Source organism: Amycolatopsis sp. NPDC021455, assembly GCF_040640995.1.
Taxonomy (GTDB): Bacteria; Actinomycetota; Actinomycetes; order Mycobacteriales; family Pseudonocardiaceae; genus Amycolatopsis.
This window is the reverse complement of sequence record NZ_JBFACT010000003.1, coordinates 209,158-224,399: the sequence shown is the minus strand read 5'-3', so window position 1 is coordinate 224,399 and position 15,242 is coordinate 209,158. Positions and strand designations below refer to the sequence as shown.

Genomic DNA, 15,242 nt, shown 5'->3' with positions numbered 1-15,242 from the left:
AGGTTGGATCGAGGCGATCGATCGGAGCAACGCCGGTCGCTTCGGTTTGTTCCCGAAAGGGGGTGCGGTGTGCTGGAGTTCGCGATCCTCGGTCTTCTGCACGAAGCGCCCATGCACGGGTACGTGCTGCGCAAGCGGCTGCACGAGACGCTCGGCACGTTCCGGACGTTCTCGTACGGCTCGCTGTACCCGACCCTGCGGAAGCTGCTCAGGGCCGGGTACCTGGTCGAAGAGCTGGACGAGGCCGACGACCGGGCGTGGTCGAGGCGGGGACGGCGGGTCTACAAGCTCACCGCGGAGGGCAAGGAGCGCTTCGGCGAGCTGCTCGGCGACGCCGGGCCGCAGACCTGGGACGACGAAGGTTTCGGCGTCCACCTGGCCTTCTTCTCGCGCACCCCGGCCGACGTGCGGATGCGGATCCTCGAGGGCCGCCGCCGCCGCGTCGAGGAACGCCGTGAGGGCTTGCGGGCGGCGCTGGCCAGGGCCGAGGAGAGGATCGATCGCTACACCCGCGAGCTGCACCGGCTGGGGCTGGAGACCAGCGAGCGGGAGGTGCGCTGGCTCAACGAGCTGATCGCGCACGAACAAGCCGAACGGCAGGGTCCGGAGACGACCTGAGCCGCGAAGCCGGGCCGCAGCGTCGCGGCACAGACCTACTGACAGACGGATTGAAGGAGAAACCTCCCATGGGCGAGAACCGCCGCGTACGGGTGGCCATCGTGGGCGTCGGCAACTGCGCGGCGTCGCTGGTCCAGGGTGTCCAGTACTACCGCGACGCGGACCCGGCCACCCGCGTCCCCGGTCTGATGCACGTCGACTTCGGCGGGTACCACGTCCGCGACATCGAGTTCGTCGCCGCGTTCGACGTGGACGCCAAGAAGGTCAGCCGCGACCTGTCCGAGGCGATCTTCGCCTCGGAGAACAACACCATCAAGATCGCCGACGTGCCGCCGCTCGGCGTCACCGTCCAGCGCGGGCACACCCACGACGGGCTCGGCCGGTTCTACCGCGAGACGATCGAGGAGTCCGACGAGACCCCGGTCGACGTCGTCGCCGCGCTGCGCGAGGCGCAGGCCGACGTGCTCGTGTCGTACCTGCCGGTGGGCTCCGAGGTGGCCGACAAGTTCTACGCCCAGGCCGCGATCGACGCCGGTGTGGCGTTCGTCAACGCGCTGCCGGTGTTCATCGCCTCCGACCCGGAGTGGGCCAAGAAGTTCGAAGACGCCGGCGTCCCGATCGTCGGCGACGACATCAAGTCCCAGGTCGGGGCCACCATCACGCACCGCGTGCTGGCGAAGCTGTTCGAGGACCGCGGCGTCCAGCTCGACCGGACGATGCAGCTCAACGTGGGCGGGAACATGGACTTCCTGAACATGAAGGAGCTCGAGCGCCTCGAGTCGAAGAAGATCTCGAAGACCCAGTCGGTGACTTCGCAGGTCGACCGCGACCTGGGCAAGGGCAACGTCCACATCGGACCGTCGGACTACGTGCAGTGGCTCGACGACCGCAAGTGGGCCTACGTCCGCCTCGAGGGCCGCGCGTTCGGTGACGTGCCGCTGAACCTGGAGTACAAGCTCGAGGTGTGGGACTCGCCGAACTCGGCGGGCATCATCATCGACGCCGTGCGCGCCGCGAAGATCGCGAAGGACCGCGGCATCGGCGGTCCGATCCTGTCGGCCTCCTCCTACTTCATGAAGTCGCCGCCGGAGCAGTACGACGACGCGACCGCCCGCGACGCCGTCGAGAAGTTCATCCGCGGCGAAGTCGAGCGGTAAAAGCTGTCTTCGAAAAAGGCCGTCACCCCTGGTGACGGCCTTTTTCGCGTGCTGCACTAAACCGGTGGGGCGGGGTGCGCGTGGGGAGGGCGTGGGGGCGTCCGTGGAGGAAAGCGCGCCGGGGGACCTGGGCGCGCCGACCTTCCACGAGCTGTTCCGGGAGTACTTCGGTCAGATGACACGGCTGGCGCACCTGCTCGGCGCGGACGACGCGGAGAACGTCGCGCAGGAGGCGTTCGTCAAGCTCCACCAGCGCTGGGACACGCTGTCGGACCACACCCGTGTCGCCGGTTACCTCCGCTCGACCGTGGTGAACATGTCGCGGTCGCGGGCCCGGCACCTGCGCGTCGTCCGGCGGGCCGTCCAGGAGCGGCCGGCGGACGAGCTTTCGGCCGAGGTCAGGGCGGTGACCAACTGGGAGCACCAGCGGCTGCGCGCGGTGCTGGTCAGGCTGTCTCGGCGGCAGCGCGAGGTCCTCGTGCTGAGGTACTGGCTGGACCTGAGCACGGCGGCCATCGCGGAGACGCTCGGTGTCTCGCCCGGCACGGTCAAGGCGACCACGCACCACGCGATGGAGAACCTGCGCAAGCACCTGGGGGACGACCTGGGAGCCGAGCGATGACAGACCTCGAGCGCAAGCTGGCCGAAGCACTGCGGGAACAGGCCGGGGAGGTCACGCCGAACCTCGACGCGGCCTGGGCGGAGCAGCGACGCCGTCAGCGGCGGCCACCGCGCCGGCGCCGGGTGGCGGTGTGGAGCGCGCCGCTCGCCGCGGTCCTGGTGGTGCTGACGAGCGTGCTGCTGGCCACCGAGTTGAACCGGGTGTCGGCCCCCGCGCCCCCGGCGAACCCGGAGCAGGTGGTGATCCTCTCGCCGCCGCGGCACCGGGCCATGGCCGAGCTGAAGATGACGAGCGCGCCGGTCCGGCTCATGGACTTCGCCGGCCCGACCGGCACCTGGACCGCCCACGCGTTCCTCGCCGAGCCGATCGCGGGCCGGCGGGATGCCTTGTTCTGCGTCGCGGCGGTACCCGAGGACCGGGCGCTCGACCTCGTTTCACCCCAGTTCGGTTCGAGGTCGCCGGACTGCGTCCCGATGACGGACGCGGTCATGCGGGCCGGGTACCTGGGGCGGGCCGACGGCCCGTTGCCCCCGTGGGTAGCGGTCTACCTCGTCCGGACGACGGACGAAGACCTCCTGCTCTACAACGCCGAAGGTGACCTGATCCACGGAAGCCGGGTCGCCGTGGTGGGCCGGGACCGGGTGTTCCTGGCCGGAGTGGACGCCGGTTCGCCGCCGCTGCGCTTCCAGGTCAGCTGAGGCCCAGCGCGCCCGGCAGGTCGGTGATCTTCTCCACCACGGCCGTGGCCCGCTTCAGCACCTCCGGGTCCGGCGGGAAGTGCGGATTCGGCACCGCGTACACGGCCATCCCCGCTGCCAACGCGGACCGCAACCCGTTCGTGGTGTCCTCCACGGCCGCGCAGTCCGACGGCGGCACGCCCAGCAGCTCGGCCGCCCGCAGGTACACGTCCGGTGCCGGCTTTCCCGACCCCACCTGCTCGGACGACACCGCCGCCCCCACCGGCAGGCCCGTCACGTCCAGGAACCCCTTGATCAGGATGACCGGCGACGAGCTGGCGATCGCCACCGGCCACCGATTCGACACCTGGCGCACGACCTCCACCGCACCCGGGATCAGCGGCGGTTCCGCGGCGTACCGGGCGGCCATGCGCTTGACGACGAGGGTCGCGATCTCGGCCGGCGTGGTACGCGCGCCGAGCTCTTCCACCAGGTAGCGGGCCCATTCGGGGGTGCTCATCCCCTGCTGGGCGCGCGTCGCCTCCTCGCGCCAGGTGCCGCCGTGCTCGGCGACGACCGCGCGCCGCACTTCGTCCCAGATCCGCTCGGAGTCCACCAGCACGCCGTCGAGGTCGAAGATCACCGCGTCCATGCCCTGAGCCTAGCCTGTGAGCGGACTTACTTAGCTACCCTTACTAATTTTTGTTAGCCTAGCTAAGTGACTTCCGCGATCACCGACCTCGCCCACCGGCTGCGGCCGCTGGTCTTCCGGCTGTACCACCAGGTGCGCCGCCAGACCCCGCGGCTGTCGCTGACCCTCACGCAGGGCTCGGTGCTGAGTGAGCTGGTCAACGGCGGTCCGCGCCGGATGAGCGCGCTCGCCGAGTTCGAACGGGTCAAGCTGCCGTCGATGACCGACGTCGTCGGCCGGCTCGAACGGCTCGGCCTCGCGACCCGCACGCCGGATCCCGCCGACGGCCGCGCGGTGCTCGTGGACGTCACTGACGAAGGCCGTCGCTTCTACGCCGAGACGGTGGCCGCGCGGGAGGAGTTCCTCCGCGAGCGGCTCATCGCCATGGACGACGCCGACCGCGCAGCGATCGAAGCCGCCCTCCCGGCCCTCGCCAAATTGCTCGTGGACACCAACAAGGAGGAACTGATCAGCGATGAGCGCTGAACACCACTCGAGCCTGCTGGACGCCGTCAAGGGCCAGCCCAAGCAGGTGTGGATCACCGCGTTCGCCGCGGTCATCGCCTTCATGGGGATCGGGCTGGTCGACCCGATCCTGCTGTCCATCGCCAAGGGCCTGGATGCGACGCCGTCGCAGGTCACCCTGCTCTTCTCGTCGTACCTCGGCGTCCAGGTCGTCGCGATGCTGGTCACCGGCGCGGCGAGCGCCCGCTTCGGCGCCAAGCGGACCGTCTTGGTCGGGCTGACGCTGATCGTCGCGGCCACCGCGTTGTGTGCGGCCGCCGGGTCGATCGAGCAGCTCGTCGGGCTGCGCGCGGTCTGGGGCCTCGGCAACGCCTTCTTCATCGCGACGGCGCTTTCGGTGATCGTCGGCGCCGCGACCGGCGGCCAGTCCGGCGCGATCCTGCTCTACGAGGCCGCGCTCGGCGTCGGCCTGTCGGTCGGCCCGCTGCTGGGCGCGCTGCTCGGCAGCATCTCGTGGCGCGGCCCGTTCCTCGGCACCGCGATCCTGATGGCGGGCGCGCTCGTGCTGTGCGCGGTGTTCCTCAAGAGCGACAAGCACGAACAGCGGACCCCGATCAAGCTGCTCGACCCGCTGCGCGCGCTGAAGCACACCGGCCTGCTGCGGACTTCCGTCGCTTCGGCGCTGTACACCGCCGCGTTCTTCGCGGTGCTCGCCTGGTCGCCGTTCGTCCTCGGCTGGAGCGCGATCGCCGTCGGCCTGGTCTTCTGCGGCTGGGGCCTGTGCGTCGCCGTCGCCGGTGTCGCCCTGGCGCCGCGGCTGGCCGCCAAGCTGGGTGAACGGCACGCCGCCGCGGCCGCCGTCTTCGGCTACGCCGTCCTGATGCTGGTGCTCGCCGTGCCGAGCAAGCCGTTGCTCGTGGCCGGGATCATCGTCTCGGGGCTGGTGTCCGGCCTGCTGAACACGCTGTTCACCGGCACGGCGATGTCGATCAGCGACGCGCCGCGCCCGGTCGCCAGCGCGGGCTACAACTTCTGCCGCTGGCTGGGTGGCGCCGTCGCCGCGACGCTCGTCGGGCACGTCGCCGAGTGGTTCGGCTCGCCGCAGGCGCCGTTCGTCGCCTCGGCCGTGCTGTGCGTCGTCGCGGGTGCGCTGCTCTCGCTGCGGGAGAAGCAGGCGGACCCGCACACCGTGCCGAAGGAAGCGGTCCTCGTCGGCGAAGAGTTCTGACCTCCGCACCCACGGTGACAGCCCCGGGATCCCGGTCCCGGGGCTATCGTGCTGTACACCCGTTGTTCACCCAGAAGTCCGGAAAGGCTGGTTTTCGGCGCTTAGGTTCGGTTCGTTCCCGAATCCCCACCATGGAGGCGCTGTGCCCGACCGCCTGCTCCCGCTGTTCCCCGCTCATCCGGGCGGCCGTTCCTCGATCACCTGCGAGTACCGCTGCGGCAACGCGTGCGCGCACCCCGAGGCGAACGACTCCGGGAACGAGTACTTCGGCGATGTCGTCAAGGACATCTCCCGCCGCCGGGTGTTCAAGGCCGGTGCGGTGATGGCCGCCGCCGCGGGCGGGTTCGCCGCCCTGGCCGGCACCGCGGCCGCGGCCGACGTCACCACCAACGGTCACGGCCCGAAGCCGCGTCCCGTCCCGGGCACCGACTTCGACGCCGTCCCGCCGAACAAGCTCGACGTGGTCAGCATCCCCGACGGCTACGCCCAGCGCGTCGTCGTCCGCTGGGGCGACCCGGTCGTCGCGGGCGCGCCGAAGTTCGACTTCACCAAGCAGACCGCGGCCGCGCAGGCCAAGCAGTTCGGCTACAACAACGACTTCGTCGGCCTGATCCCGCAGGACCCGCTGGGCCTGTCGAACCTGCTCGTGGTCAACCACGAGTACACGACCGAGGTCCACATGTTCCCGGCCGACCAGTACGACCCGGCCAACCCGACCGAGGAGCAGGCGAAGATCGCCTGGGCGGCGCACGGCCTCTCGGTGCTGCAGGCCCGCCGCGACCCGGTCCACGGCGGGCTCGAGGTGGTCCCCAGCCGGTACGGCCGCCGGATCACCCTCGACACGATCTTCGAGGTCCGCGGCCCGGCCGCCGGCTCGAAGTACCTCAAGACGTCGGCCGACCCGAGCGGGCGCAAGGTCCGCGGCACGCAGAACAACTGCTCCGGCGGCGTGACGCCGTGGGGCACGGTCCTCTCCGGCGAGGAGAACTTCGACCAGTACTTCGCGAACTCCGACAAGGTCACCGACCCGGTCGCGGCGGCGCGCCTCAAGCGCTACACGATCGGCAGCGGCGCGAGCACCCGCAAGTGGGAGCGGTTCGACAAGCGCTGGGACGTCTCGCAGGAGCCCAACGAGCCGAACCGGTTCGGCTGGGTCGTCGAGATCGACCCCAACGACCCGAACTCGACGCCGATCAAGCACACCGCGCTGGGCCGCTTCAAGCACGAGGCCGCGAACATCAAGATCACCGCCGACGGCCGCGTCGCGGTGTACTCCGGTGACGACAGCCGGTTCGAGTACATCTACAAGTTCGTCTCGAAGGGCAAGTACAAGCCCGGCAACAGCGCGCACGCGCGTCGGCACAACTCGGCGCTGCTCGACGAGGGCACGCTGTACGTCGCCCGGTTCACCGGCGACAGCCCCGCGGCGGAGATCGACGGCAAGGGCACGCTGCCCGCCGACGGCGAGTTCGACGGCACCGGCGAGTGGATCCCGCTGGCCAGCGGCGACAAGTCCTTTGTGGACGGATTCACCGCCGAGGAGGTCTACGTCTTCACGCGCCAGGCCGCGGACAAGGTGGCCCCCACGAAGATGGACCGGCCGGAGGACATCGAGCCGAACCCGGTCAACGGCCGGATCTACGCGGCGCTGACGAACAACAGCGACCGCGGCGCGGCGGGCAAGGCCGGCGTCGACGAGGTCAACCCGCGCAACGGCAACAAGAACGGCCACGTCCTGGAGTGGGAGGAGTCCTGCGGCGACGCGGCGTCGACCCGGTTCTCCTGGCGGCTGCTGCTGGTCTGCGGCGACCCGAAGGCGGCGGACACCTACTTCGGCGGCTTCCCGAAGGACCAGGTCAGCCCGATCTCCTGCCCGGACAACGTCGCGTTCGACCGGCACGGCAACCTGTGGGTCGCCACCGACGGCAACGCCCTCGGCGCGAACGACGGCCTGTTCTCGGTCCCGGTCACCGGCCCGGAGCGCGGCCACGTCAAGCAGTTCCTGTCGGTGCCGGTCGGTGCCGAGACGTGCGGCCCGGTCGTGACCGACAACCTGGTGCTCGTCGCCGTCCAGCACCCGGGTGAGAACGCGGCGAGCTCGGCGAACCCGACGTCGCACTGGCCGGACGGCGGCACCGCGCAGCCGCGCCCGGCCATCGTCTCGGTGTGGAAGAAGGGCCGCTTCGGGCTGCCCGGCCGCATCGGCGAACGCTGAGGCCACGGGTCCGCCCGGCCGAGGTTCACTCTTAAGTGGACGGTTCTCGGCCGGTGCGGGCCCGTGCCGCGCGTCATAGTCGAGAGGTGATCTTCTCGGCTCGGGCGGCGGCAGTGGCGGTGGTGGCGATCGCGGGAGCGGTGGTGCCCGCGTCCGCGTCGGCGGATCCGCCGCCGGGCTGCGGCGGGGTCGCGGCGAACCCGAGCGTCGAGCTCACCGCGCGCAACGGCGCCCCGGACGGGTACGTGTTCACCCCGGCCGCGCCGGTCCCGCCCGGGACCCCGGCGGCGAAGACGCCGAAGCTGCTCACCGAGCAGGCGTACGCCGTCGACGGGCAGCGGTCGGCGGTCATCCAGACGCCGGACCACAAGACCAGCACCGCCTACCAGGCCGAGCGGTTCGTCCCGGGCGGCGTCTACACGCTCAGCGTCTGGACGGCTTCGCACGCGCCCCGGAGCGAACCCGCCACCGGCCTGCGGTTCTTCGACGCGTCGGGCGCCCAGGTGCAGGAAACCAAGCTGGTCGCCGGCCATTACGCCGGCGACGGGCACCTGGAACAGCAGGACTTCCCGGCGGCGACCGCGCCGGCGAAGGCGACCGCGGTGAAGTTCTTCGCGACGACCAGCCTCGACCGGCTGCGCTGGGACTGCGTCGACCTCCAGCTCGCCGCGTACTCGGTGAAGATGGAAGTGCAGAACCCGGCGACCGGCGCGTGGGGCCCGTTCGCGACGGTGACCGCGGGCGAGACCGCGCACTACCGCGTCACCGTGACCAACGAGGGCACGCAGGACCTGACGGGGATCGCGGTGCAGGACCCGTGGTGCGCGGAGAAGTTCGAGCCGTTCGGGCTGGCCGCGGGCGCGAACCGGCAGCTGACCTGCGAGCACCCGGACCTCACGGTGGCCGACGACGGGCACGTCAACACGGCGAAGGTCACCGGCGTGCACTACGCGGGCGGCACGCTCGGCGACAAGACGGCGTCGGCGACGATCACCGTCCTGCCGCCGCCGGCCATCGCGAAGATCGGCGACTTCGTCTGGGCGGACCGCAACCGCGACGGCCTGCAGGACCCGGGCGAGCCCGGCGTCGCGGGCGTCAAGGTGACGCTGAAGGACGGCGCGGGCGGCACGGTCGGCACCGCGACGACCGACGACAAGGGCAAGTACGGCTTCGAGAAGCTCAAGGACGGCACGTACCAGGTCTGCTTCGACGGCTTCCCGGAAGGTTTCGCGGTGACGCGCCAGGACGCGGGCAGCGACGACAAGGACTCCGACGCGGGCGCCGACGGCTGCGCGGCGCCCCGGACCCTGGGCGGCAAGGCGCGCGAAGACTTCACGGTGGACCTCGGACTGGCCCCGCCGACGAACCGGATCGGCGACTTCGCCTGGGCGGACACCGACGGGAACGGACGACAGGACAAGGACGAGCCCGGCCTCTCGGGCGTCAAGGTGACGCTGAAGAGCGGCGACGCGGAAGTGGCGAGCGTCGCCACGGGCGAGGACGGCGCGTACGCGTTCGACGGCCTGGAGGACGGCGGGTACCAGGTGTGCTTCACCCCGCCGCCGGGCGAGCACCTGGTGCCGAAGGACGCGGCCGACGACGCGCTCGACTCGGACGCGGACCCGGCGACGGGCTGCACCGACGTCCGGCAACTGGGCCAGGGCAAGCGCGAGGACCGCACGGTGGACGCCGGGTTCGCCATTACGGTGGGGGCATGACGGATCTTCCCCTCGCCCTGGTGACCGGGGCGTCGCGCGGCATCGGCGCGGCGGTCGCCCACCAGCTCGCCCCCACGCACCGCCTGCTGCTCGGCGGCCGCGACGCCGACGCGCTGGCGGCGCTGGCGAAGGAGCTCCCGGGCGCGAAGCCGTGGCCGGTGGAGCTGACGGACCCGGCTTCGCTCGCCTCGGCGGTCGCGGACATCACGTCGCTGGACGTGCTGGTCCACTCGGCGGGCGTGGCACGCCTGGGCCGCATCGAGGACGCTCCCGCGTCGGCGTGGCGGGACAACTTCGAGGTCAACACCCTGGCGGTGGTCGAGCTGACCCGCCTGTTGCTCCCGGCCCTGCGCACGGCCCGCGGCCACGTGGTGGTGATCAACTCGGGAGCGGGCCGCAACGCCCGCCCCGGCTGGTCCCCGTACGCGGCGAGCAAGTTCGCGGTCCGCGCCTTCGCCGACGCGTTGCGCGAGGAGGAACCGGATCTCCGGGTGACGTCGGTCTACCCTGGCCGCACGGACACGGAGATGCAGCAGGAGATCTTCGCCGGCGAAGGCCGCGAGTACGACACAACGCACCTGCTGAAAGCGGACTCGGTGGCGACGGCGGTGGTGACGGCGGTGTCGGCCACCCCGGACGCCCACCAGACGGAGATCATCCTCCGCCCCCGCTGACCGCAGAAGGGCACTTTCACGTGAAAGTGCCCTTCTCGGAACTCAAGCGCGCAGGCGGGCCGCCGTCTCGGCCACTCCGGCCTGGACCTTCGCCCGGTCCACCTTCACCGACTCCCCGGCCGCCACGACCTGCTCGCCCGCGACCCACACGTCCCGCACCCGGCGTGACCCGGCCGCCCACACGAGGTTCGACAGCAGCTGCACGTCCGGGACGTCCAAGCCGCACGCGAACGCCGGGTCGTCCAGGTCGATGTGCACCAGGTCCGCCCAGCGGCCGGCTTCCAGGGCCCCGATGTCGGACCGGCCCAAGGCCGCCGCGCCGCCTCGGGTGGCGAGCAAGAACACGTCCGCCGCCGTCAACACCGTCGAGTCGCCCGTGGCCAGGCGGGCGAACATCGCCGCCAGCTGGAGTTCCTCCCACAGGTCTATGTCGTCGTTGGAGGCCGGGCCGTCGGTGCCGAGGCCGACCGCCACGCCCGCCGCGCGCAGGTCCGGGATGCGGGCGATGCCCGAAGCCAGCTTCGCGTTCGATCCCGGGCAGTGCGCCATGCCGACGCCGTGGGCCGCGAAGAGTGCGATGTCCTCGTCCGACAGGTGGATCGCGTGCGCCGCCAGCACCCGGCCGTCCAACATGCCCAGCTCACGAAGCAGCGCCGGCACCGAGCCGTGCGTCTCGCGAACGGCGGTGTCCTCCGCAGCCGCTTCCGCGACGTGGATCTGGACCAGCGCACCCCGCGCGGCAGCCGATTCCGCCGTCGCCCGGAGGCCCTCCGAAGAGAGCATGTACGCCGAGTGCGGGCCGTAGCCCAGCTCGATGCGGTCGCCGTGGCCGAAGCGCAAGCCGTCCGTGTCGATCCAGCGCTCGATCGCGTTCAGCTGCGCCCGCCAGTCGAGGCCCGGCAGCTCCATCACCGGCGGTGCGACCAGCACGCGGCCGCCGGTCGCGAGGACCGCGTCGACCAGCTGCTCGCCTTCGAAGTACATCTCCGCGCTCGTCGTGACGCCGTGGCGCAGCATCTCGACCGAGCCGAGCAGCATGCCGGTGCGGACGTCCTCCGGCCGCAGCTTCGCCTCGGCCGGCCAGATGATCTCGTTGAGCCACGGCAGCAGCGGCAGGTCGCCGCCCATGCCGCGCAGCAGCGTCATCGGGCTGTGCGCGTGCGTGTTGACCAGGCCGGGCAGCAGGATGCCGGTCAGGGTGGTGACCGGTGCGGCGGACTCGGGGGCGGTGGCCGCCGGTCCGCAGTAGGCGATGCGCCCGTCGGCGTCGACATCGACGACCGCGTCACGGAGAAGCGAACAGGACGGGTCGGCGGGAAGAACGACAGGGGCGTGGAAACGGCGTTGCATCTTTGGATACTACGCACCGGGAAACCCGGCCCGGGCTTCAGACGAAGCGGATCACTTCCTGCTCACCCGAGCTGTGGCGGATCACCACCTCGCCGCCCTTGCTCACCGCCTCTTCCAGCACGGCGTACACCTGCAGGGCCCGGTTGATCGTGTCGGTCTTCGAGTCGCCGGTGAGTTCGACGGCCCGGTCCAAGGCCCGCGACGCGCGAGGGACCAGGTTGACGGTCACCCGCTCCAAGCCGCCGCCACCACCGCCGCTGCGCGGTGGCGGTTTTCCGGGAGCGGTTTTCGATTCACCGAGTTCGCTCGTTACCGACCCACTCTTCGGTGTCACGACAACCGTCCTTTCGTAGGCCGAGGCCAGTCCCCCATCCACCCCAGAAAGGGCCGGGCCTCGGAGCACTTCGCCGAGCTCAGCTGCGTCGTCGCAGCCGGTACTCGCCGGAAGCGACGTTCGGCGGACAAGTGCGTCACCCGGAGGCCCGCACCTCCAGGTTCTTTCCCATCATCCGCGTACTGCTTGTGTGCTGTCAAGTTGAAGTGCGTATGAGAGATGTATCTGCGATGCATGTTATGGCGACACCCTACCCGTGGGTAGCTGTCCGTAATCATAACGCCCCTCGTGATCGACTGAACCAATTCCACCGGGTGGTTCTGTTCGCCTTGTTTGCCAATTGAACGTTCGTGGTCGCGAAAGTGCTACAAGGTCCATTGTGGAGTGCGCGTGGCACGGCTCTGACCACGTTGTCATCGCCCGTGTCGCCGGATCTGCCGTCCGCCGTCGGATCCAGAAGGGAGAGTTGACAAAAAGCTGACGAATCGCATGGAAGGCAAGTTAGATGTATTGATCTTCTATTACTCTGTGTACTTGCTTTGGTCATCACTTCACCGCATCGGTGGTACGGTGTCGACCAACCAAGAGGGACCGTCCGTCCGGTGCGCCGACAGCACCGGTCAGGGAAGGTGAGGGAGATCGGTGGACGAGGCGATCGAAACGGACCTGTCCAAGGCTGAGCCGAACCCCTCGGAGCGCGCCGAGGTGCGTGTCGAGCGGGTCAAGGTGAGAGGCCGGGTCAAGTTCGCGTTCGGTCCGGTGTCCGGCGAGGCCGAGGGCGAAGTCGACGCGGGTGACGCCGGCGGCCGGATCGCCTACGCCTGCGCGGCCGCGATCATCGTCGGCATCTCGGTCCTCGCCGCGCTCGGCGTCGCCCTGACCGGGATGTCGCTGCACTGGCCCGGGTGGCTGTCGGCCTTGCTCATCGGGCTGGTCTTCGCGCTGATGGCCATGCTGTTGTTCGTGTGGCGGCGGGACACCGACTAGGAGACAACCCCGTTCCGCCACGCCCAAGCCGCCGTCTCCACCCGGTTCCGCGCGCCGATCTTCCCCTGCACCGACGCCAGGTGCGTCTTCACCGTCGACAACGACAGGAACAGCTCCGCGCCGATCTCGGTGTTCGTCAGCCCGCGCGCCACCGCCTTGACGACGTCCATCTCGCGCGGGGTCAGCGGCTCGGACGGCGGGGTGGCCCGCGCCTTGGCCGAACTGCCGTCGAAGTGCTTGAGCAGCCGGACGGTGATCTGCGGCGAGACGAGCGCGTCACCGCGTTCGGCCGCGCGCACGGCCTCGATCAGCAGCGCCGGGCCCGCGTCCTTCAGCAGGAACCCGGACGCGCCGTTGCGCAACGCCGTGTGGACGTACTCGTCGAGGTCGAACGTCGTGACCACGACGACCTTCAGCGGGTCGGCCACGTCCGGCCCGGCCAGCTGCCGGGTGACCTCCAGCCCGTCGAGGCCGGGCATGCGGATGTCGAGCAGACAGACGTCCGGGCGCAGCTCGCGGGCCTTCGAAACCGCCGAGACGCCGTCCGGGACGTCGGCGACGACCTCGATGTCGTCGTGGGACTCGAGGATCATGCGGAAGCCCATCCGCACCATCTCCTGGTCGTCCGCGATCAGTACCCGGATCACTCGTCCCCTTCCCCGGCGGCCAGCGGCAGCCACGCCTCGACCCGCCACCCGCCGTCCGGGCCGCGTCCGGCCGACAGCCGTCCCTTGAGCAGCGCGACGCGTTCGCGCATGCCGATCAGACCGTAGCCGCCCGATCCGCCGGCCGGACGACGTACCGTCTCGCGGCCGTTGTCGGTCACCCGCAAGTGCAGTTCATCGCCCGCGACTTCGGCGACGACGAACGCCTCGGTCGCGTCGGAGGCGTGCTTGCCGACGTTCGTCAGCGACTCCTGCACCAGCCGCAGTGCCGAGCGGCCGACCTCGTGCGGCAGGTCCGGCGGCAGGTCGAGGTGCATCGACGTCGGCACGCCGTGGTTGGCGCTCTCGACCAGCTTCCGCAGGTCGGCGCCGAGGTCGGTGGTGGCCTGCTCGCTGAACTCGCTCGACCCGGCCGGTGCGTCGCCGCGCATCGAGCGGACCAGCCGCCGCATCGCCGCGAGCGCTTCGACGCCGGCGTTCTCGATGCGGCCCATCGCCTCGACCGCCACCTGCGGGTTCCGTTCGGCCATCAGCCGCGCGGCCTGTGCCTGCACGACGATCCCGGTGACGTGGTGGGCGACGACGTCGTGCAGCTCGCGGGCCAGCGCCATCCGCTCGGCGGTCTGCGCGTCGGTCACCGCCGACCGCACGGCCTGGGTGCGCTGGGCGTCCCGCGAGCGCAGCAGCAGGCCGACGGCGATCGAGATGCCCAGCATCAAGGTCGCGGCGAAGGCGAGGGTCGACAGCACCTGAGGGTCGGTCTGCAGGCCGCCGCGCGCGTTCGAGTTGAGGATCGCGCCGAGCGCGACGACGCTCGACAGCACCGCCACCCGCGGCCAGGACTCGCTCAGTCCCCGGGCCCGGGTCAGGGTGACCACCACGCCCATGCCGGCGACGATCTGCGTGGGTGGCACGCCGCCCAGCACCGGGAAGTCGTAGGAACGCAGGTAGAGGAACGGCATCACGACGGCGGACAGCAGCATGACCCCGGCGAGGCCGAGGAGCGCGTCCGCGGGCCGCCGCGGCGACAGCACCGCGATCACCGCCGCGACGATCGAGCAGAGCAGGATCGGGGCGCCGCGGGCGGTGTTCGTATACGTGGAGCCGAACTCGAACAGCAGCGCGAACGCGAGCAGCCCCATCAGCGGCCACTGCCCCATCGCCAGCTCGTTGATCCGGCCGAGCCGCCGGGTCCGCGGATCGGCGCGCGGGCCGCGGTCGCGCGCCGCGATGGCGGGCACCAGCGGAGCGACGAGCAGGAGCAGGCCGAACAGCAGCGCCTGGTAAGCCGTGCCGGTGTAAATGTCGGCGACACTCCCGTACCGGCCGAAGACGGCGACAAGACCCGCGACGACCAGGAAGCCGACCACGCAGAACGCCACGCCCGCCCGCGCCCGGCGGACCACGAAGTAGACCATCAGGACCCCGGCCACGACCTCGGTGATGGTCACCTTCGGCAGCACGCTGGAGTACGCCGGGATGCGGGCCGCGTGGATGAAGAGGGTGGAGACGATGAGCACCCCGCCACCGGCCACCCCGGCGACCGCCGCCCGCTTCTGGGCCCACACCCCGCAGGCGGCCATCGCGAAGATGCCCGGCAGCAGGCCGAAGTCGACCAAGCGCGGGCCGGTGTCGTCGAGCGCGGCCTGCGTTGTGTAGATGACGTCGAACAGCAGCGCGGCGTACAGCACGGCCGCGGGCACGCCGACGCGCCGAACGAGTTCGGTGGCGCGGCTGTAGAGCGTTTTCGGTGAGGGCGCGGCGGGCACAACGTGACGTTACGTGATTCCCCTCGACCCGCACCTTGGCCGAGTGGCCCGCGCTCCCTCGGCCGATCGGCC

The 15,242-nt window shown here is 70.9% G+C and carries 15 protein-coding genes; 10 read left to right on the top strand and 5 right to left on the bottom strand.

From position 1 onward, the window contains the following. The first annotated feature begins 69 nt into the window (after window positions 1-69). The 4 genes from AB0G28_RS06350 to AB0G28_RS06335 all read left to right on the top strand — a co-directional run bounded on the left by AB0G28_RS06350 (window position 70) and on the right by AB0G28_RS06335 (window position 3,095). The gene (locus AB0G28_RS06350) at window positions 70-618 is read left to right on the top strand and encodes a PadR family transcriptional regulator (protein WP_020642474.1); all 549 of its coding nucleotides are present in this window, start codon (window positions 70-72) and stop codon (window positions 616-618) included. A 68-nt stretch (window positions 619-686) separates the two neighbouring features. Beyond that, the gene (locus tag AB0G28_RS06345) at window positions 687-1,775 is read left to right on the top strand and encodes an inositol-3-phosphate synthase (protein ID WP_361083548.1); all 1,089 of its coding nucleotides are present in this window, start codon (window positions 687-689) and stop codon (window positions 1,773-1,775) included. A gap of 91 nt (window positions 1,776-1,866) precedes the next feature. Further along, window positions 1,867-2,397, top strand: coding sequence for a SigE family RNA polymerase sigma factor (locus tag AB0G28_RS06340; RefSeq protein WP_361083545.1), 531 nt, complete (start codon window positions 1,867-1,869; stop codon window positions 2,395-2,397). Further along, window positions 2,394-3,095, top strand: coding sequence for a hypothetical protein (locus AB0G28_RS06335; RefSeq protein ID WP_361083542.1), 702 nt, complete (start codon window positions 2,394-2,396; stop codon window positions 3,093-3,095). Before AB0G28_RS06340 ends, AB0G28_RS06335 begins: the two co-directional genes overlap by 4 nt. Here AB0G28_RS06335 and AB0G28_RS06330 read toward each other — a convergent pair. Continuing rightward, entirely contained in the window at window positions 3,088-3,726 is a 639-nt protein-coding gene (locus tag AB0G28_RS06330) for an HAD family phosphatase (RefSeq protein WP_361083539.1), read from the bottom strand. The two genes, AB0G28_RS06335 and AB0G28_RS06330, sit on opposite strands and share 8 nt — an antisense overlap. Window positions 3,727-3,792: 66 nt before the next feature. Between AB0G28_RS06330 and AB0G28_RS06325 the strand changes: the two genes are divergently transcribed. The 5 genes from AB0G28_RS06325 to AB0G28_RS06305 all read left to right on the top strand — a co-directional run bounded on the left by AB0G28_RS06325 (window position 3,793) and on the right by AB0G28_RS06305 (window position 10,065). Beyond that, window positions 3,793-4,251 carry a MarR family transcriptional regulator gene (locus AB0G28_RS06325; protein WP_361083536.1) on the top strand — a complete coding sequence of 153 codons (459 nt, stop codon included), beginning with the start codon at window positions 3,793-3,795 and terminating at the stop codon, window positions 4,249-4,251. Continuing rightward, a complete protein-coding gene (locus tag AB0G28_RS06320) occupies window positions 4,241-5,458 on the top strand; it encodes an MFS transporter (protein ID WP_361083533.1) in 1,218 nt (405 codons plus the stop codon). Before AB0G28_RS06325 ends, AB0G28_RS06320 begins: the two co-directional genes overlap by 11 nt. 142 nt (window positions 5,459-5,600) lie before the next feature. Next, complete coding sequence (locus AB0G28_RS06315) at window positions 5,601-7,673, top strand: PhoX family phosphatase (RefSeq protein WP_361083530.1); 2,073 nt, start codon at window positions 5,601-5,603, stop codon at window positions 7,671-7,673. Window positions 7,674-7,759: 86 nt separating this feature from the next. Further along, entirely contained in the window at window positions 7,760-9,391 is a 1,632-nt protein-coding gene (locus AB0G28_RS06310) for an SdrD B-like domain-containing protein (RefSeq protein ID WP_361083527.1), read from the top strand. Further along, window positions 9,388-10,065, top strand: a complete 678-nt coding sequence (locus AB0G28_RS06305; protein ID WP_361083524.1) for an SDR family oxidoreductase — start codon at window positions 9,388-9,390, stop codon at window positions 10,063-10,065. Before AB0G28_RS06310 ends, AB0G28_RS06305 begins: the two co-directional genes overlap by 4 nt. A gap of 42 nt (window positions 10,066-10,107) precedes the next feature. Here AB0G28_RS06305 and AB0G28_RS06300 read toward each other — a convergent pair whose 3' ends face one another. Then, window positions 10,108-11,415, bottom strand: a complete 1,308-nt coding sequence (locus AB0G28_RS06300) for an amidohydrolase (protein WP_361083521.1) — start codon at window positions 11,413-11,415, stop codon at window positions 10,108-10,110. A 37-nt stretch (window positions 11,416-11,452) separates the two neighbouring features. Next, entirely contained in the window at window positions 11,453-11,644 is a 192-nt protein-coding gene (locus tag AB0G28_RS06295) for a hypothetical protein (protein WP_361084138.1), read from the bottom strand. A 747-nt stretch (window positions 11,645-12,391) separates the two neighbouring features. Here AB0G28_RS06295 and AB0G28_RS06290 point away from each other — a divergent pair. Continuing rightward, the gene (locus tag AB0G28_RS06290) at window positions 12,392-12,736 is read left to right on the top strand and encodes a hypothetical protein (protein ID WP_361083518.1); all 345 of its coding nucleotides are present in this window, start codon (window positions 12,392-12,394) and stop codon (window positions 12,734-12,736) included. Here AB0G28_RS06290 and AB0G28_RS06285 read toward each other — a convergent pair. Both AB0G28_RS06285 and AB0G28_RS06280 read right to left on the bottom strand, forming a co-directional pair. Then, complete coding sequence (locus AB0G28_RS06285) at window positions 12,733-13,383, bottom strand: response regulator transcription factor (protein WP_361083515.1); 651 nt, start codon at window positions 13,381-13,383, stop codon at window positions 12,733-12,735. The two genes, AB0G28_RS06290 and AB0G28_RS06285, sit on opposite strands and share 4 nt — an antisense overlap. Next, entirely contained in the window at window positions 13,380-15,170 is a 1,791-nt protein-coding gene (locus AB0G28_RS06280) for a histidine kinase (protein ID WP_361083512.1), read from the bottom strand. The genes AB0G28_RS06285 and AB0G28_RS06280 overlap by 4 nt, the downstream gene beginning before the upstream one ends. Window positions 15,171-15,242: the final 72 nt, after the last annotated feature.

Excerpts from the sequence above, each read along its gene's own strand:
- AB0G28_RS06305 (WP_361083524.1), top strand. The coding sequence starts at position 9,388 with ATGACGGATCTTCCCCTCGCCCTGGTGACCGGGGCGTCGCGCGGCATC.
- AB0G28_RS06320 (WP_361083533.1), top strand. The coding sequence starts at position 4,241 with ATGAGCGCTGAACACCACTCGAGCCTGCTGGACGCCGTCAAGGGCCAG.
- AB0G28_RS06300 (WP_361083521.1), bottom strand. The coding sequence starts at position 11,415 with ATGCAACGCCGTTTCCACGCCCCTGTCGTTCTTCCCGCCGACCCGTCC.
- AB0G28_RS06345 (WP_361083548.1), top strand. The coding sequence starts at position 687 with ATGGGCGAGAACCGCCGCGTACGGGTGGCCATCGTGGGCGTCGGCAAC.
- AB0G28_RS06330 (WP_361083539.1), bottom strand. The coding sequence starts at position 3,726 with ATGGACGCGGTGATCTTCGACCTCGACGGCGTGCTGGTGGACTCCGAG.
- AB0G28_RS06335 (WP_361083542.1), top strand. The coding sequence starts at position 2,394 with ATGACAGACCTCGAGCGCAAGCTGGCCGAAGCACTGCGGGAACAGGCC.